The organism is Shewanella holmiensis (genome assembly GCF_025370255.1).
In the GTDB taxonomy this organism is placed as follows: domain Bacteria; phylum Pseudomonadota; class Gammaproteobacteria; order Enterobacterales; family Shewanellaceae; genus Shewanella; species Shewanella holmiensis.
On sequence record NZ_JAMTCD010000002.1, the window covers coordinates 1 to 17,181 of the forward strand.

The window sequence follows — 17,181 nt, forward strand, 5'->3', positions numbered from 1 at the left end:
TGAGTTACAGACACCCACAGTCTAATTCATTTATCTCTGCTCAATTATGGAAGACCATAGCGTCAATCTAACCCATTGCCTGCCGCAGGGATGTTCAGGATGAACAAAATGTCGCGATCACATGGATGTGAAAGAGCGACATTATGTGCAGATAATCCAGCGAGACGCCGCAAGCGCATCCATGTGGGCTTAACCAAAACATCCATGTTTTGGATACTCGCTGGCTCATCTGCACCCGAAATTTTCACATCTTCGATGTAACTTCATTCGTAACAATTCCATAAGAAAAGCTTGGATGTTCGGTTTGAATTGAGGTCATCGAAAAAAAGGCTGTGAGCTTGGCATGGATGCCACGCTAGCTTTCGTTGGGCCATGGACGGCCCATCGGAAGCGTTAGGATATTTTTTATATTAGGTGACAATGGCCGAAGCGGACTACATTTGAGGTTTAAAGCTGGATCGTACCCCATCGAAAATTATGCGCTTTTCAGCATTTTTCGTCTGGGGCGCTGAGGGTTTCCAAAGGGCTTCTTTTGTAAAAAAAGCGTGCGTTTTGCCCCTTTGGTCTGGTGTGGGCGAAGCGCCACGACGTTAGTGGCCGTAGGCCATATTCCAAACAAAAAGTGGGGCATAACCAATTCCAACGCAGCTAGACACTAAACCAAAACTGCTCACACTGCTCACACTGCTCACACTGCTCACACTGCTCACACTGCTAACTCTGCTAACTCTGCTAACTCTGCTAACACTGCTCACACTGCTCAGCCAAACATAAAAAATATAACAAACCAACATTACTTATCATGGTAAGTTTAGATTGTTTGTCATCAAGCATTTTATTTTTGTAATGGTGAAATAAATATCACCTTAAGCCTTTCTTTATCCTGTACCCAGAAAAACTATGCAAAAGGATTACTATGCAAACTCGCACACTGTCAATGCTAGTCAAAGCAAGTCTGTTTACTGCCATTCCCATGTTGATGTTACCTGCTGCAGCCACAGAAAGAACAATCTCTGAATTAGTTGATGCCGTAAACGGTACCCCTGATAACCTCAGTCGCGATGCGGGTAAAAAAGTGAAATTACGCAATCATGCCAACGGATTTTGTACTTCTGGTGTGTTTAAGCCCAATCCTCAAATCACTGATACATTCGCGATTGAGTTTTTCACGCAAGCCAATATTGATATCGTTGCCCGTTTTTCATTAGGTGGCACCAATCCCCAATCATCAGATAAAACTGCAGGTCGCTTCATGTCACTAAAGCTAAATGGTGATACTGAAAGCCTACAGTTTGTCACCTCAAATGCCGAGGTGTTTTTTGCCAGTAATCTTGAGGATTTTTTTACATTTCAAACCAAAGTAAAACAAGGTAATGATGGCAAACAATGGTTGATTGACAATAAACCTGATGCTAAGGCTTTTTTTGATTATATAAAAAAGCTGCCGCCGACGATCAGTTATGCAGACAACCGCTATTTTGGTGTCAATAGCTTTATGTTCAACTCAAAAAATGGTGCACCAGTTGCCGGAAGATGGATTTTTGAGCCAGCTAATGGCGTGATAACCGCATCAGCCGATGAGCTAGCTCAAAAGCCAGATAACTTTTTACACAAGGAATTGATTGAGCGTATTAGCACGACACCAGCAACCTGGGATCTGTTTGTTCAACTTGCAGAAAAACAAGATAACGTCAATGATCCCACCATAGTTTGGCCTACCTCTAGACCACGACTATTAATCGGCCAAGTGATTATTAACGGTCAGCATGACGATGCAAAAGCCACGCTTGAGTGTGATAAAGGTATTTTTAACCCACTACAATTGCCTAAAGGCATAGCGCCGTCGGCTGATCCGATATTGAATGCTCGCTCCGCTGCTTATATTGAATCTTTTATTAGACGTAACTAAACAACGCACCAGATAAAAAGCCTCCATCAACTTAGGCTGATGGAGGCTTATATATTGCCAATTGACTCGCGTTAGTTATCCAAGGTAAAAAGGATCATCAATCGATTTGGCGGGTAAGGTAAACCACTTAGCCCCATCTGCAGTCATGTAAAAATGATCTTCATGACGAATACCAAATTCCCCTGGTACGCATAACATAGGTTCATTACTAAAACACATCCCCGCGGCTAAAGGCGTGCGATCGCTTTTCACCAAATATGGCCACTCATGAATATCTAAACCTATACCATGGCCAGTACGATGCGGTAATCCTGGTACGGCATAGCCAGGGCCAAAGCCTGCTTTTTCTAATACTTGTCTTGCCGCCGTATCAACATCACCACAGGGTAAATCAACTTTAGCGATATTAAACGCCGCAAGCTGAGCTTGTTGTTCTAATTGCCATAATTCACGTTGACGGGCACTGGGTTCACCAAACACATAAGTACGGGTGATATCTGAGTTATAGCCTTCTAACTGGCAACCTGTATCAATTAGCACCGTATCATTTTTGGATAAAGCTTTAGGCGACTTAACGCCATGTGGATATGCGGTATCTTCGCCAAACAACACAATGCAAAAATAAGAACCACGACTCGCCCCCACTTTTCGGTGCGCAGCATCGATAAAGGCTGCCACTTCATCAGTTGTAATGCCTTCGTGTAAAATACTGGCCGCAGCTTTATGCACCTCAAGGGTCATATTCATCGCCTGTTGAATCAACGCTAGCTCTGTCGATGATTTAATCATCCGACAACCTGCCGTAACCGTTTTAGCATCAACCAGGGTTAATTGTGGCGCGGCTTTAGCAATACCATTACTGATAAAATAGGATGTTGACTCATCGATGGCTAATTTTGCCCGAGTAATATCAAACCCCATTTGATTAAGCCTCGTCGCAACTAACACATAAGGACTTTCATCTTCATGCCAGGTATTCACCTCGCCTTTTACCACCATGAAGCCCTGCAATGTATCAAGCTCAAAAGCTGGAGCAATATATTGCACCTTTCCAGTAGCCGGTAAAATGGCACCCACTAAGCGCTCGCTGGCGTACCAACGGGTTCCGGTAAAGTAATAAAGATTGGTACCCGCATTTAAGTAAACCGCATCAATACCTTGTTGCTGCATAATAAGCTGCGCTTTGGCGATACGCGCCTCAAACTCTGATAAGGCAATAGGTGCAACATCTTGAGTCATATTATTTAAGCCATCAAGGGCTTGTTGTGGACTAACACCGCCAATACCTATTGTCATTTTTACTCCAATATAAAGTGAATAAGTAACTGATATCCTCTGTTCAAACTACCATATACAGGTGTTTGATGGGGGATAATAATACTATGTGTTGTACGATTGAAATTGTATACAATATAAAGTTACAATTGGTTAGGTCAAGTTAAAATACAGTTAACTTGCAACATAACATCCGAGCTTGAGATAATCAGGCCACGTTACTTTCTTGCTCAATCCTACCACTGGAGCCAACTCTTTATGTCCCAATCAGCTGTTATTGCAGAACGTTTAAGCGCTATTCGCCAGCAACTTACCCTAGAAAATATCGATGCTTTCATTATTCCTCGCGCTGATGAATATCTCGGTGAATACGTTCCAGTGAGAAATGAACGACTTCGTTGGGCCACAGGTTTTACAGGCTCTGCAGGCATGGCCATTGTGTTAAAAGACACAGCGGCCATCTTTACTGATGGCCGTTATACCGTTCAGGTTCCGCAGCAAGTTGACGGTACTTTGTTCCAGTATTTAAGCCTTACTGATGACCCTCAGATTGAGTGGCTAGTTGACACATTAGGCGCGGGAAGCAAAGTGGGTATTGATAGCCGTTTACATACCTTAGCCTGGTACCAACAAGCTAAAGCGCAATTTGATAAAGCTGACATTGAGTTAGTCGATGTAAAGCAAAACCCGATTGATGTGCACTGGCAAGATCGTCCACAACTGCCAACCTCTCCTTTCACACTTTTCAGCCATGAGGGAGCAGGAAGAAACAGCCTAGATAAGCGTCAGCAAATAGGCGCTTTAGTTAAAAAACAAGGTGCTGATGTCGCGCTTATTGCTGCACTAGATTCTTTTTGCTGGTTACTTAATATTCGTGGCAACGATGTCCCTCGCTTGCCGGTGATTTTAGGTAGCGCATTACTCGCAACCAATGGCGACATGACCTTATTTACCGACCTAAGCAAAGTGCCTAGTGGTTTTACTGAACACGTAGGTCAAGGCGTAACAGTAAAAGATGAAGCCGAACTGGCAACAGCATTAGCCGCATTAACAGGCGTAAAATTACTAGCCGACCCGCATTCAGCCAACGCATTTTCACAGCTGCAAGCTCAGGCTGCTGGCGCAAAACTGATTGCCGGACTTGATCCTGTTGCTTTACCCAAGGCACAAAAAAATGCTGCTGAGCTAGCGGGAATGAGAGCTTGTCATGTGCGTGATGGCGTTGCCGTTTCACGCTTTTTAGCTTGGCTAGATAACCAAGTTGAACAAGGCATTATGCATGATGAGGCCGTATTAGCCGCGCAATTAGAGAGTTATCGTTTACAAGATTCACTTTACCGCGAGCCAAGCTTCGACACGATTTCAGCTACTGGTCCAAACGCTGCGATGTGCCATTACAATCATAATAATGGCACGCCTAGCACCATGACAATGAACAGTATCTATCTAGTGGATTCTGGTGCGCAATATTTAGATGGCACTACGGATGTTACCCGCACAATTGCCATTGGCGATGTCAGCGACGAACAACGAAAAATGGTCACCTTGGTGTTAAAAGGCCATATTGCATTAGATTTAGCCCGCTTCCCTAAAGGCACTTCAGGTCAACAGCTTGATGCCTTTGCACGCCAACACTTATGGCAACATGGTTTTGATTATGATCATGGCACTGGGCACGGTGTTGGTCACTTTTTAAGTGTACATGAAGGCCCACAGCGTATCGGTAAAAACGTCAACAATGTCGCTTTAGTACCTGGCATGGTGTTATCGAACGAGCCTGGTTACTACCGTACAAATGGCTTTGGTATTCGTATAGAAAACTTGGTGATAGTACAACACTGCGCGGCGTTAACTGGTAGCGAGCGTGAAATGTATGAGTTTGATGCAATTACATTGATCCCAATAGACGCCCGTTTGATTGACAAGTCATTACTCACTACAGCTGAAATCAACTGGTTTAATCAATATCACGCCAAAGTACGTGAAACCTTAACACCATTTATGCAAGGTGATGATTTAAAATGGTTAAATAAAGTAACCGCGGCAATTTAAGTCGATAAAATTTATCAACACACCACGGCGATCCTCATCAGATCGCCGTTTTTATTTGATAAAGCGCAAGAACTATACAAACTCTATCCAAAAGTTTGGTATACTCCGCGCCCGTCAAAAACGAACAGTTATGGCATGAATATGCCAAGCTATGACGTGATATATACACAAAAATGCCAACATCCCCGCCGAATAGACAGTCGGCTTGCTGCTTAATTAGGAACTGAAACCATGAAATTTGAATCTTTTAGCTTCGCACCTGAACTACTCCGCGCGATCGCTGAATGCGGTTATCAGACAATGACCCCTATTCAGCGTCAAGCCATTCCAGCCATTCGCCGTGGTTCGGATGTGTTAGCCAGTGCCCAAACAGGTACAGGTAAAACCGCTGCATTTGCTTTACCTATCTTACAAAAAATGATGGAAAAGCCTAAAGATAGAATCGCCTCAAACACCCGCGTACTGATTTTAACGCCAACACGTGAATTAGCCGCTCAAGTTGCTGACAACATTACTGCCTACGGTAAATACATGGATATCAATGTATTGACCATTTATGGCGGCGTAAAAATGGACAGCCAAGCCGTTAAAATGAAACGGGGTACCGATGTGATTGTGGCAACACCAGGTCGATTACTAGAACACATTTTATCGTGTAACTTAAGTTTATCCCATGTCGACTTTTTAGTATTAGATGAAGCAGACCGCATGTTAGATATGGGCTTTAGTGCCGATATTGAAAAAATTATGCAAGCCGTGAATAAAAATCGTCAAAACTTACTGTTTTCTGCCACCTTCTCTACCGCGGTTAAAAAACTGGCGAATGAGATGTTAGACAAGCCTAAAATTATTGCGGCGAACGACCAAAACAGTACCGCTGACACTATTAGTCAGGTGGTTTACCCTGTCGAGCAACGTCGCAAACGCGAGTTATTATCTGAACTTATCGGCACCAAAAATTGGCATAAAGTCATGGTTTTTAGCGCCACACGAGAAGACTGTGACCGCTTAGTAACTGAACTTAATTTAGATGGTATTCCTACCTCAGTGGTTCACGGCGAGAAAGCCCAAGGTAGTCGACGCCGTGCATTACGTGAGTTTACGGAAGGTAAAATCCGCGTCTTGGTTTCAACCGAGGTGGCGGCTCGCGGCTTAGACATTCCTGATTTACAGTACGTTGTAAATTACGACCTACCTTTCTTAGCCGAGGATTATGTCCACCGTATCGGTCGCACAGGCCGTGCTGGAAAATCAGGTATTGCTATCTCATTTGTAAGCCGTGAAGAAGAACGTACCTTAGCTGATATTGAAAAACTCATCGGTCAAAAAATTCGTCGCATTACTGTACCTGGCTATGAAGTGAGTAACCGCGAGTTGTTACTGAAGCAGATCCAAAAACGCCGCAGCTTTGCAAAAAGTAAGCAACGTGATGACGGCGCTAGCGCACAGATGATTGCAGAAAAAAGTATGCAAGGTCGACGTGTTACCGTGGGTAAAACCAAAGATTCGGTAAAATATAAAAAGATTAAGTAACTTCAATCTTGGTTGAATTAAGCTATAAAGCGCGACCTTTGGGTGGCGCTTTTTTATTATAAAAGCATATGGTTAGCCCATAAAAGTTACTCGCCGAATAAGACCATGTTCAACTTCATAGGCGGCAATCACTTTGACACTTCTATCAATGTTATTTTCATCTTCACTGGCAGACTCAGCTAACTCATGGTCAACCAAATACTGGCCATGTACAATCCGGGTTAGTGATGTGGCATGTAAATATTTAAGCCCAGCAAACTTAGCAGCGTATTTTGCTTTTAAGATCTCCTTGCCCTGATATTGCAGCCCACCGACTAAAGTAAAAACTTCAATTTCATCATGATAAGTAGCCACAAAGGCTTCAATATCTCTGGCATTGTAAGCATCTAACTGTTTGTCTATCAGTGCAATAGTCGCTAACTCCTGTGCACTATAATCGCTTGGCATCTATCATATTTCCTTAATGGTTAACCCACAAAAATCATTTATCTTCATTAATCTATTTCCCATCTTTAACCAAAGCCATAATCTTTACCGCCTTTTCAAAATGGTCTAGTTGATGGGTTTGTATCCACCAAGTAGCCGCCTCCATTAACAGTTCAGGTTGATCATTTTTATTGGCAAAAAAGGCATAAAAGGATAAGCCAACATTGTCACCTTTTTGCTGGATTTTACGCTGACACACGGCTATCACAGTTTTTCTTAATGTTTGACGCATTTTATCTCCTTGTTGTCATCAATTTTTACTATTGCTGAAAGTTTTTATTCCATCTTCTGGTCTATAGCATTAATCCACACTTTTACACTTTCAGGACACTGTATGCTTTCTAAATTAATCATCACTGCTGCGATAGCGCTTTCTAGTTTCATCACCATAGCCAAACCAATCGCAATAGATGAAAACAATATAAGCCCATTGCTAAACGGTCATGAGATCCCAAACATCAGCTTGCAAACCGTTGAAGGTGAAGATGTTAATTTAAAAGAGTTAGTTAGCCATAAAAATACCGTATTGTTTTTTTACCGTGGCGGCTGGTGTCCGTTTTGCAACGTTCAAATGGGACAACTGCAAGCCATTGAATCTAAGTTGTTGGCAATGAATATCCAGTTAGTGGGTATTTCTCCTGACTCTCCAGAAAAACTCAAAGCTTCAATTACCAAAAATAAACTCAATTATCTATTGTTGTCCGATGAAAAAATGCAGGCAGCTCAATCATTTGGCTTAGCATTCTATACTAGTGATAAGGTCACAAAAATGTATCAGGCAAAGTTAGGGGTTTCTAACACCTTATTTAACCTGCCTACGGGGGAAGCGCGATTAGTGTTACCTGTACCTGCTATTTATATGAGCGACAAAACAGGTCTTATTCAATTTATGTATGCCAATCCAAATTACAAGGTGCGCCCCGCACCAGAGTTGATTTTATCGGCAGCCCGTTTACTAAAATAACCTAAACACTGTTTAAGGAAATAACCTCAAATTCCACCTCACTTCCATGCTCCACTTTGGGTATAACAACAGTATTTGTTATACCTTTTTTTTGTGTTTATTTTATTTCCTTTTAAATATCCTTTGCTACACTTAAGCCATTCAATATTCTACAAATATGGCTATGGCTCGCAAATCAATCCTGACCCAGCTTAACAAGGTCTTTATTTCGATTACATTACTGGTCATTCTTATTGCCAGCATTTTTGCTTTTACAAGCCAAAAAATGCTGCTAACCAGTAATGCCATTTTGCATGCAGATTTACCACTAGAAATCGCCATCACATCGATGAACTCCACGCTAAAAGGTATGCAAACCAATGCTGCCTTGTATCTGCTTGGTTATGAAGATCAAAAACAGCAGTATCAAGTTAATTTAAGCATTCTACAATCGATTAAAGATAACATTTCCCAACAAAAGCTATTAACCAACGATGAACAAGTAACCGCTTTTAACCATGTCAATCAATTGAGTAATACACTCAATAATCTATATCAAACGCTTATATTTAATACTTACAATCCTGTCGATGAAAGAGCCGCTAAAAACATTGCGACCAACTTACTCGAGACGACCGCGACACCATTAGAAAAGATTCTGGATTTACGGGCAAAAGATGAAATAAAAGGCTCTCAAGAAAGTTCGGATGAGGATGAATTACGCCACGATGATATTCCTGCCATTGAATATTATCTTCGGTTAGTCGATGACGCTGGCGACATGCAGAATGCATTAACACGCTACTTACTGAATGATAAGAATGCGCAACAAGAATTTGATGAGAATGCACAAGAGTTTGTTAAATGGCTAAAACTGCTCGAACCCTTAGAGCAAGATGATGATGAAATAGCTGATATAGCTTATATAAAGCAGCTATTTAAGCAGTTGCTTGACGACGGGCATCGATTATTTAAATTATATAACCCTGAATCATTGTCATCGGCAACCCATGCATTTCATAAAATGAAACAAACACAAATCGCTGACATTGAACAACAAATGACATTACTCATCAACAGCACATCTAACCAAGTTATTAACCAGCTTGAAGATCTAAAAAGTACGAATGTCGGCAGTATTATTTTGTTAGCACTGTGTGCCATGATAACTATCATTTTATTAATATCATTAAGTTTTTATACTAAACGAACAATTTACTTACCGATAGAAAAACTGGCTAAATCAGTCGATGCTTTACGCCTTGGCGAGCGAAACATTCAATTTATCCATAATGATGATGAGCTAGGTGATGTATTCAATAATGTCGAAAAGTTTCAGCAGGACTTACGTCAGCTTGACGAATTACAACACAATGAAACTCAATATAAACAGCAACTAGAACTTGAACGCGACAAGTTACAGCAAGCGTTAAATACCTTACAACAAGCTCAGAAAAAATTGATAAATAGTGAAAAAATGGCCGCTCTCGGGGCATTGGTCGCCGGCATAGCTCACGAAATTAATACTCCGATAGGCATTGCGGTAACCATTAGCTCAACATTTGAATCCCGAGTAAAAGAGTTCGTGACTCAAGCCAAAACGGGACAACTAAATTTATCTGATTTAGAAATGTTCGAACAAGAAAGTCTGGAAGGTTTGGTGATCATGCAGCGAGCACTTAATCGTGCAGCTGAACTAATCCATAGCTTTAAACAAGTGGCAATAGATCAATCAAGTGATAAACGTCGAACATTTTTACTCGATGACATGCTCAATGAAGTGTTCAATACCTTAAAACATCAAATTAAGCGTTCTACTTATACCATTTCAATTGATTGCCCATCAGACATTATGATGGACAGTTTTCCTGGGCCTTTTGGTCAGGTCATCACCAATTTATTTAATAATGCCATTATTCATGGATTTGATGGCGCAAAAAATGGTGACATCAATGTCAAAGTTAACCTGGAACAGAACGATAGAATAAAGCTGCAATTCAGCGACAATGGCGTTGGGATCCCCGCTAGTCACATAGATAAAATATTTGATCCCTTCTTTACCACCAAACTTGGTCAAGGTGGATCGGGTCTCGGTATGAATATTGTCTATAACATAGTTAATAATATTTTAGGCGGCGATATTAGTGTCGCTAGTCACAATGGCACCACCTTTACCCTTATTATACCTATCAGTGCACCCAAGTAATTACCGCACAAGGAGCGTGAGTAATGAGCGATTTTTTCTTAAAAATAATCAACGATAAACCAGATAGTACTGATACACCGGCATCGACAAACATCATTGAGCAACAAACAGTACAAAAAGCTGAACCTTGGATTATCGGGATTATTGATGATGAGCCTGGCATGCATGAAGTGACTAAACTGGCGTTATCTCGGGTAGAAATACTCGGGCGACCTTTGGCATTTGTGAGTGCCTATGATGCCACTGAAGGCTATAACATCATCAAAGATAATCCCAATATGGCATTGGTACTGCTTGATGTAGTGATGGAAACCGATGATGCAGGTTTAAAGCTAGTAAAACGTATTCGGGAAGAGCTTAAAAACAAATTCGTGCAAATCATTTTACGCACAGGTCAACCTGGTTTTGCCCCCGAAGAAAAAGTCATTATTGATTATGAAATTAATGCCTACAAAACCAAAAGCGAACTTACACGTGCCAAACTCTTCACCGCACTAGCTACTGGCATTCGCAGTTATCGACAAATCACCGCGTTAGAAAAAAGCCGTCAAGGGTTACGCGCCATTATTGATGCTTCATCCAATTTACTGCAAGAGCGCTCTGTTTTTGATTTCTCTAGCGGCGTATTAAATCAAATAGGGGCACTATTTGATATTGAAGCAGAAAGTATTTTTTGTGTATCTCAGCGGCCGCAAAATGGCCCGTCAGCCATTATTAGCAGCCAAAGTGATGATTATGTCGTGGTGGCGGCCAGCCATAAATATCAACCCCTCTTTGGTAAAGGGTTAACAAAGCTAGATAGTGAAGACCGTGCTATTCAAGCGGTACATCAGGTACTAAAGCAAAAAGCGCATCTTTTTAATGACGACTTCAGCTGCCTGTATTTGTCGACACCTTCACTTTGGGAAGGTGTTATTGTGGCTGAAAAAGCAGCAAAGCTAAAACTTGTTGACCAGGAGCTATTGCAGGTTTTTTGCATGAATGTCGCTGTAGGCCTAGAAAATGCCAAATTCTTTAACTATTTGAACAAAGCCGCCTACTATGATGACGTAACTGGTTTGTACAGCCGCGCAGGTTTTATCGATTATGCGCGCGCCTACCATCACCAACATGGCGATAATATTTGCCTATATTTAATTGATGTTGATTACTTTCATAACATTATTGAAAGTCTGGGCTATGAGTTTGGTAATAAAATCCTCAAACGCATCGCAACCCACTTAATATCATCTTATGGTGATGAAGTGTTGCTCGCCCGCTTGCATTCTGATGTGTTTGCATTGCTACTGCCCAACGGCCGAACTAAAGCACAAGATATAGCCCTAAGAAGTTCATTCCCTTTCAACATTGACGAACACTCCATTCGTTTAGGTGTCACGGTTGGTGCCGCTCAGTATTCTAAAGAATATATTCAACATCCACCTCAAGATAGTCGTCATGATATTGAGCCCAGTTTTGATGCTGGGTTACTGCTTCGCCATGCTGAAATTGCATTGAAAGTTGCCAAAGAAAACCGCAGAGGCTCTGGCGAGCTGTTTGATTCTGGTTATGAAGTTGACTCCTACAATAGAATGAACTTACTCAACGACTTGCGTAATGCAATTACCCATCAAGAACTCTTCTTAGTGTTACAGCCTAAAGTTCATACACCAGATGAAACTATCATAGGTTATGAAGCTTTACTGCGCTGGAATCATGCAGAAAAAGGCGCTATTCCACCAGGTGCATTTATTCCCGCTGTCGAGAAGTCAGGCTTATATTATGATGTCGATTTATACGTGGCTAAAGCCACCTGCAAAATGCTTAATGACTACCCTCAAATTACCCATCCTATTTCAATTAACTTGTCAGCAAATTCACTTAACCATGAAACCTTTGTTGATGATCTTTTCGCTATTTTTAGACAGGCCAATATTGGTTTAGATAGGGTGGAGCTAGAAATCACTGAGAATGCCTTAATTCATTCTGATTCCGCGATCAGAGAATTAGACAGACTGGCGGATTATGGGTTTACTGTGTGCCTGGATGATTTTGGGGCTGGTTATTCATCTTTAGGGTATTTACTAAGATTACCTTTAAATACCATCAAAATTGACCGTGCATTTGTGTCTCATTTAGTCGACAACAAAAATGCCCAAATCGTTCTAGAGGGTATTATTCATATGGGCGTCAAACTTGGCAAAGAAATGATTGTTGAAGGCGTCGAAACAGAGCAGCAACTTGCCGTTGTCAAAAAGATGGGCGTTAATGTGATTCAAGGTTTTTATTTTTTCAAACCATTAACTATCGAACAAGTTCTCAACTTATCAGCACAATATCAGATATAAGCATGTCGAAATGAATCCACTCAAAGTACACTATGCATCATATAACCAAACCGACTATGCATTAATGATAAAACATCTGCATTGGAATAGATAAAAGCATGATTGAAACTTATAACGCAGCAGTACTCGAATTGGCTTTAGCGGGTATTCACGATTTAACCGAATCCAATAAATCGCATAAAGGCCAACGTACCTTAGCACAAGAAAGCCACTTTTTATGCAGTTGGATGGTCGATGCCCTTAAAACAAAACGTTTTTCAAAACTGGTAGCTGATGATTTAACTCAGTGGATTCGTTTAGGTCGAAGTCAAGGTGCTGGAGCACAATTGAAGCTGCTTCTTGAGCGCATCATTTTGCAATATCAAACCGCTAAAACGACAGAACTAGCGATGGCCTTAGAGGCAATGCTTGCTGACTTTAAACAACAAAATTGGTTAGTGGTGACAGATACACCATTATCAACCAAATTAAAGTTAGAAGGTGATGGGCAATCAAGTGTCGTTATTTGTAGTGAACAACTTCAATTGCACTGTAAAGAGTCTCAAATCATTAAACCTATCGCACTTTATGTTAGAGGTAATGAAAACACACTAGCAAAAAATGCTTTAGCTCACGGATTGTTGCTAAGTCAGGCGAATAAAAAGAACAGTCTCATCAAACATCACAAAACTTACTTAGTCACCCCCCAAAACCAACACCAAAGCCTGTGTTTATTAGCGATAGAGTAAGACCAAAGTGAGTATAACCAACAACTAAAAAGGTTGAATATTTATCTTAAACTGATATACCTAATACATAGGTTGTTTTCAAAAAAGGATAATCATTGAAACCTTTATTTTGTGCCTTAGGGTCATTTGTACTTATGCTTGTCTGCAGCAACGCTGTTGCAGACGTCGTATTAAAATATAATATTAATGGCTCGAGTAGTTGGGTGCCTTATTACATCCCAAACCAACCAGAACAACCTGGCATTTTAGCGGAAATTGTCCCGCAAATTTTAATGTTGGCACAAATTAAAAATGAGAAGCATAACTACCCCCCCAAGCGCACTAATCAAGCGTTAGAAACTGGTTTATTGGATTTTGATTTAGTCAGTCCGAGTTGGTTTCCAAATGAAGATATGGGCACAAGCTTTGTTCAATCAGATGCAATCATTCAAATAAAAGAAAACGTCATTACCCTTGAAGAAAATGAACAGAAATGGGCTAATATTCAAGTCATAAAAGATCAGCCCATCGGTACGGTCAGGGGGTACCTGTATCACGATGACAGTCTGTTTACTCGGGTTGATTTTACCTCAGAAAGAGAACTGATTAAGGCGTTACACAAAAATAGAATTCAAGCGGCTATTTCTGGCGACCTGCCAGCGCTTTATTGGAGCAATAAACTTAATCAAAAAGTGGTCCTTGCTGCAGTACATTCTAATGGCGTGCTAGTGATGCGTTTGCGCAAAGAACATCAGGGATTATTACCGCAAATCAATACGGCCATTGCCCAACTTAAAGCAGATGGCACCATTGATACCATTATCGATAAGTACACCAAGAAAATAGTCCTCACTCAGTAATCCATTTTGATGGTTAAAATGGATTTAGACTATAACCTTGCTGAGCCAAAATTGCGTGGGCAGTTAATGCCGATAACGCCATATTGACACCAGGAAGTAAGTCCTCGACATCGATTCCATAATACGCAGCAGTTTGTCCACACACATAAAATCTCACCTGATGCTTAGTTAATTCAGCGATTAAAGCTTGATTAGCATTTAAGGTACCTTTATTACGCTTTTGATATAAATTCCCTGTCATATCCATTGCCGCTTTACCATGAACAACCATAGCCAACTCTATATCCTCCAATTTAACCCCATTGGCCACATGCATATTGATAAACCGAGCTAAAGTGTCTATTTGTCGATTAATTTTCCCTTCATCCGCAGCCAGTCCCAAATCAAACGCCACCTTAAATTTCATATCTTCAGGAATAGGTAGCTGATTATTTACCGCCGCTATCCTGCCAAAATCTTTGATCACCGTTCCGGGGTTAAATGCCGAAAGTCCAGACTCCGCATGACTCCCAATACTGAAAGTTAACAAGATTAAATAAGCAAGATTAAGTATTTTATTGACGGTTTGAGGCAAAGTTTTCATCGTGTTCCTTGAATGCATTAAAGGGCCAGTTGTTTATCCGTTATCATCAAAGATATACTAGCAGCTGATTTTTTGATGTGTAGTACTAAAATGAACATAAGACAAATTACCGCTAACGATTGGCCTGCAATAATGGCGATACAGCAAAATTGTTATCACGATATTGCTCCAGAATCACTTCAAAGCATGCAGAGTAAATGGTTAGTGTCACCAAATTCTTGCATGGTGTATGAACACCAGAATCAAATAATGGCTTATGTGTTGACTCACCCCTGGCAAAAAGGCGATGCCCCTAAGCTAGATAGTGTTTTTACCTCTATTGAAGATGCCTGCTCCCTGTATATTCACGACATGGCCGTATCACCTTCCGCCCAAGGTTTAGGGGTTGCCAAAAAAATGATAAGTCATGTTGTTCAAATATCAACAAGATTAGGGTTTTCTGGTATTGGCTTAATCGCTATTCAAGGAGCAACCGAGTTTTGGCAACGCTTTGGCTTTCAGCCTGTTAATAACGTTAGTGAGCCTTTATTAACATCATTAGCCAGTTATAGTGATGATGCCTGCTACATGTACCTACAAGCGGATAAGGCTAAATAAGGCATGCACCCCACTGCAATAACCATAGGTCTTCTTTGCCTGAGCAATATCTTTATGACATTTGCTTGGTACGGACACCTCAAAACGATGAACAGCAAACCCTGGATTATCGCAGCGTTAGTTAGCTGGGGAATTGCGTTATTCGAATATTTATTACAGGTTCCTGCAAATCGTATTGGTTATACGGTTATGAACGTGGGACAATTAAAAATTCTGCAAGAAGTAATTACATTAAGCATATTTGTGCCTTTTGCGGTCTGGTACCTCAAAGAGCCGCTTAAACTAGATTATCTTTGGGCAGGTTTATGCATTCTCGGTGCAGTGTATTTTATTTTTAGAAGCGATATGTGATCGCGTGAGGATTGTTAATGGCACGCCAAGTAATTTATACCTACAAAGGTAAAACAAAAACCATAGCCTTTAGTTACGACAAACACCATGACCTATACGAAGCGGCAGCTGAGGCTGAAGGTATCGACTTAACGGGTTTTCTTGCGATGGAAAAACAAGTGGCATTAACCTCTAAAAAAGGCGCCAAAGCGGAAAAAGAGTTTCGACAAACCGAATTTAGCCGTTTTGGTTTCACCAGCATCAAATTTGTTCGCGATGAAGATGAAGCGAAATAAGGCGCATTAATATGTTAAATACAGAACATGCCAATTTCCCTCGCGCGAGTTTTTTTCGCCGCCTAGGGGCTATGATTTATGATTTATTGCTGGCAGTTGCAGTTTATATGATTGCTGGGGCATTAGGTTTTGGCATTTTTTACGGTTTACATACCATGGGAATTGTCTCACTCGGCGGCTATGAACATATCTCTGACACCTTGAATCATACGCCGATGTACAAAGGAATTTACCAGTTATGGCTGGCATTATGGGTATGTGGTTTTTATGCGCTATTTTGGAGTAAAGGCGGTCAAACCCTAGGGATGCGAGCTTGGCGATTGAAAGTACAGCATCCTAATGGACAAAACCTCAGTTTCATTACGGCTTGTGCCCGTGTGGTATGGTCTTTAGCGGGGGTAGGCAACCTGTTTATTCTACTAAATAGTGACAAACTCGCGCTACAAGATAAGCTAACCCGCTCTGAAGTGGTGGTGTTGTCTGTTGAAGCGAACCAAATGCGGAATTGGCGCGGAGCTTAACATCCTAGCCTAAAAACTCATGGCTTCAAAAATGATAAACAATAAAAAACGCGCATTAAGCGCGTTTTTTATTGTTTCAATAGTTTGATATTTTAACGTTTTAAAATATCGATAATTTCACGTGTGTTTTCCATGACACGAATGACAGTGCCATCGACATTTACCGATACTCTTCCATCTCTATCTCGGGGAGAAACAATTTCACCGCGAGAGAAAATATCACGACTTAATATATCCCCTTTAGCGAGCTTTTTTTGCCAACCTGGTGGTAATGGCTTGCCTTCAGCAACCTTTTTCTGCAACCCTGGTGGAAGTGATTTATTGTTATCGTTATAATCATCTCTGTCATAACGATCGTCTCTTTCTTTGTCTTTCTTTTTATCTTTCTTTTTGTCGTTATCTTTCTGTTTATCGCTATATTTTTCGCTGTATTTGTCACTTTTCTGGTCGTTTTGTTTGTCGTTTTTAGCCATAGCTGCAGGCATCATTAATGCAGCGATAACAACAGCGACACAAGAGTAATAAATTTTCATGCCAATTTCCCTTTGACTAAAGT

Annotated in this window: 17 protein-coding genes; 12 read left to right on the plus strand and 5 right to left on the minus strand. The window is 41.0% G+C overall.

What is annotated here, in order from left to right:
- Positions 1–916: 916 nt before the first annotated feature.
- A complete protein-coding gene (locus NE535_RS01610; RefSeq protein WP_261296954.1) occupies positions 917–1,909 on the plus strand; it encodes a catalase family peroxidase in 993 nt (330 codons plus the stop codon).
- A 75-nt stretch (positions 1,910–1,984) separates the two neighbouring features.
- Here the strand turns inward: NE535_RS01610 and NE535_RS01615 are convergent, their stop codons facing one another.
- Positions 1,985–3,205 carry a M24 family metallopeptidase gene (locus tag NE535_RS01615; protein ID WP_261296955.1) on the minus strand — a complete coding sequence of 407 codons (1,221 nt, stop codon included), beginning with the start codon at positions 3,203–3,205 and terminating at the stop codon, positions 1,985–1,987.
- Positions 3,206–3,442: 237 nt separating this feature from the next.
- On the opposite strand from NE535_RS01615, the gene NE535_RS01620 reads away from it, so the two are divergent.
- Positions 3,443–5,236 carry an aminopeptidase P family protein gene (locus tag NE535_RS01620; protein WP_261296956.1) on the plus strand — a complete coding sequence of 598 codons (1,794 nt, stop codon included), beginning with the start codon at positions 3,443–3,445 and terminating at the stop codon, positions 5,234–5,236.
- Positions 5,237–5,467: 231 nt separating this feature from the next.
- Positions 5,468–6,769 carry a DEAD/DEAH box helicase gene (locus tag NE535_RS01625; RefSeq protein ID WP_261296957.1) on the plus strand — a complete coding sequence of 434 codons (1,302 nt, stop codon included), beginning with the start codon at positions 5,468–5,470 and terminating at the stop codon, positions 6,767–6,769.
- A 72-nt stretch (positions 6,770–6,841) separates the two neighbouring features.
- On the opposite strand, the gene NE535_RS01630 is transcribed toward NE535_RS01625, so the two are convergent.
- Entirely contained in the window at positions 6,842–7,216 is a 375-nt protein-coding gene (locus NE535_RS01630) for a nuclear transport factor 2 family protein (RefSeq protein WP_261296958.1), read from the minus strand.
- Between the two features lie 52 nt (positions 7,217–7,268).
- Positions 7,269–7,487 carry a DUF6500 family protein gene (locus tag NE535_RS01635; protein ID WP_261296959.1) on the minus strand — a complete coding sequence of 73 codons (219 nt, stop codon included), beginning with the start codon at positions 7,485–7,487 and terminating at the stop codon, positions 7,269–7,271.
- A gap of 102 nt (positions 7,488–7,589) precedes the next feature.
- Between NE535_RS01635 and NE535_RS01640 the strand changes: the two genes are divergently transcribed.
- The 5 genes from NE535_RS01640 to NE535_RS01660 all read left to right on the plus strand — a co-directional run bounded on the left by NE535_RS01640 (position 7,590) and on the right by NE535_RS01660 (position 14,298).
- Positions 7,590–8,219, plus strand: a complete 630-nt coding sequence (locus NE535_RS01640) for a peroxiredoxin-like family protein (protein WP_261296960.1) — start codon at positions 7,590–7,592, stop codon at positions 8,217–8,219.
- 163 nt (positions 8,220–8,382) lie between these two features.
- The gene (locus NE535_RS01645) at positions 8,383–10,404 is read left to right on the plus strand and encodes an ATP-binding protein (RefSeq protein ID WP_261296961.1); all 2,022 of its coding nucleotides are present in this window, start codon (positions 8,383–8,385) and stop codon (positions 10,402–10,404) included.
- A gap of 23 nt (positions 10,405–10,427) precedes the next feature.
- Positions 10,428–12,731 (plus strand): bifunctional diguanylate cyclase/phosphodiesterase, encoded by a 2,304-nt coding sequence (locus tag NE535_RS01650; protein WP_261296962.1) that lies wholly within the window; start codon positions 10,428–10,430, stop codon positions 12,729–12,731.
- A gap of 98 nt (positions 12,732–12,829) precedes the next feature.
- Positions 12,830–13,459: a DUF2913 family protein gene (locus NE535_RS01655; protein ID WP_261296963.1), complete on the plus strand. Its 630-nt coding sequence runs from the start codon at positions 12,830–12,832 to the stop codon at positions 13,457–13,459.
- A 134-nt stretch (positions 13,460–13,593) separates the two neighbouring features.
- Entirely contained in the window at positions 13,594–14,298 is a 705-nt protein-coding gene (locus NE535_RS01660) for a substrate-binding periplasmic protein (RefSeq protein ID WP_261297226.1), read from the plus strand.
- A gap of 13 nt (positions 14,299–14,311) precedes the next feature.
- Here NE535_RS01660 and NE535_RS01665 read toward each other — a convergent pair whose 3' ends face one another.
- Complete coding sequence (locus tag NE535_RS01665; protein WP_261296964.1) at positions 14,312–14,881, minus strand: DsrE family protein; 570 nt, start codon at positions 14,879–14,881, stop codon at positions 14,312–14,314.
- 90 nt (positions 14,882–14,971) lie between these two features.
- On the opposite strand from NE535_RS01665, the gene NE535_RS01670 reads away from it, so the two are divergent.
- From NE535_RS01670 to NE535_RS01685, 4 genes are read left to right on the plus strand one after another with little or no spacing between them, the layout of a single operon-like run.
- A complete protein-coding gene (locus tag NE535_RS01670) occupies positions 14,972–15,478 on the plus strand; it encodes a GNAT family N-acetyltransferase (protein ID WP_261296965.1) in 507 nt (168 codons plus the stop codon).
- Positions 15,479–15,481: 3 nt separating this feature from the next.
- Positions 15,482–15,829, plus strand: coding sequence for a DMT family protein (locus NE535_RS01675; protein ID WP_261296966.1), 348 nt, complete (start codon positions 15,482–15,484; stop codon positions 15,827–15,829).
- 17 nt (positions 15,830–15,846) lie between these two features.
- The gene (locus NE535_RS01680; protein ID WP_261296967.1) at positions 15,847–16,104 is read left to right on the plus strand and encodes a DUF2960 domain-containing protein; all 258 of its coding nucleotides are present in this window, start codon (positions 15,847–15,849) and stop codon (positions 16,102–16,104) included.
- 11 nt (positions 16,105–16,115) lie between these two features.
- Positions 16,116–16,625 carry an RDD family protein gene (locus NE535_RS01685; RefSeq protein WP_261296968.1) on the plus strand — a complete coding sequence of 170 codons (510 nt, stop codon included), beginning with the start codon at positions 16,116–16,118 and terminating at the stop codon, positions 16,623–16,625.
- 92 nt (positions 16,626–16,717) lie between these two features.
- On the opposite strand, the gene NE535_RS01690 is transcribed toward NE535_RS01685, so the two are convergent.
- The gene (locus NE535_RS01690; protein WP_261296969.1) at positions 16,718–17,158 is read right to left on the minus strand and encodes a hypothetical protein; all 441 of its coding nucleotides are present in this window, start codon (positions 17,156–17,158) and stop codon (positions 16,718–16,720) included.
- Between the last annotated feature and the right edge of the window lie 23 nt (positions 17,159–17,181).

Excerpts from the sequence above, each read along its gene's own strand:
- NE535_RS01630 (WP_261296958.1), bottom strand. The coding sequence starts at position 7,216 with ATGCCAAGCGATTATAGTGCACAGGAGTTAGCGACTATTGCACTGATA.
- NE535_RS01675 (WP_261296966.1), top strand. The coding sequence starts at position 15,482 with ATGCACCCCACTGCAATAACCATAGGTCTTCTTTGCCTGAGCAATATC.
- NE535_RS01655 (WP_261296963.1), top strand. The coding sequence starts at position 12,830 with ATGATTGAAACTTATAACGCAGCAGTACTCGAATTGGCTTTAGCGGGT.
- NE535_RS01680 (WP_261296967.1), top strand. The coding sequence starts at position 15,847 with ATGGCACGCCAAGTAATTTATACCTACAAAGGTAAAACAAAAACCATA.
- NE535_RS01650 (WP_261296962.1), top strand. The coding sequence starts at position 10,428 with ATGAGCGATTTTTTCTTAAAAATAATCAACGATAAACCAGATAGTACT.
- NE535_RS01620 (WP_261296956.1), top strand. The coding sequence starts at position 3,443 with ATGTCCCAATCAGCTGTTATTGCAGAACGTTTAAGCGCTATTCGCCAG.
- NE535_RS01615 (WP_261296955.1), bottom strand. The coding sequence starts at position 3,205 with ATGACAATAGGTATTGGCGGTGTTAGTCCACAACAAGCCCTTGATGGC.
- NE535_RS01685 (WP_261296968.1), top strand. The coding sequence starts at position 16,116 with ATGTTAAATACAGAACATGCCAATTTCCCTCGCGCGAGTTTTTTTCGC.
- NE535_RS01690 (WP_261296969.1), bottom strand. The coding sequence starts at position 17,158 with ATGAAAATTTATTACTCTTGTGTCGCTGTTGTTATCGCTGCATTAATG.
- NE535_RS01610 (WP_261296954.1), top strand. The coding sequence starts at position 917 with ATGCAAACTCGCACACTGTCAATGCTAGTCAAAGCAAGTCTGTTTACT.
- NE535_RS01665 (WP_261296964.1), bottom strand. The coding sequence starts at position 14,881 with ATGAAAACTTTGCCTCAAACCGTCAATAAAATACTTAATCTTGCTTAT.
- NE535_RS01640 (WP_261296960.1), top strand. The coding sequence starts at position 7,590 with ATGCTTTCTAAATTAATCATCACTGCTGCGATAGCGCTTTCTAGTTTC.
- NE535_RS01635 (WP_261296959.1), bottom strand. The coding sequence starts at position 7,487 with ATGCGTCAAACATTAAGAAAAACTGTGATAGCCGTGTGTCAGCGTAAA.
- NE535_RS01625 (WP_261296957.1), top strand. The coding sequence starts at position 5,468 with ATGAAATTTGAATCTTTTAGCTTCGCACCTGAACTACTCCGCGCGATC.
- NE535_RS01670 (WP_261296965.1), top strand. The coding sequence starts at position 14,972 with ATGAACATAAGACAAATTACCGCTAACGATTGGCCTGCAATAATGGCG.
- NE535_RS01645 (WP_261296961.1), top strand. The coding sequence starts at position 8,383 with ATGGCTCGCAAATCAATCCTGACCCAGCTTAACAAGGTCTTTATTTCG.
- NE535_RS01660 (WP_261297226.1), top strand. The coding sequence starts at position 13,594 with ATGCTTGTCTGCAGCAACGCTGTTGCAGACGTCGTATTAAAATATAAT.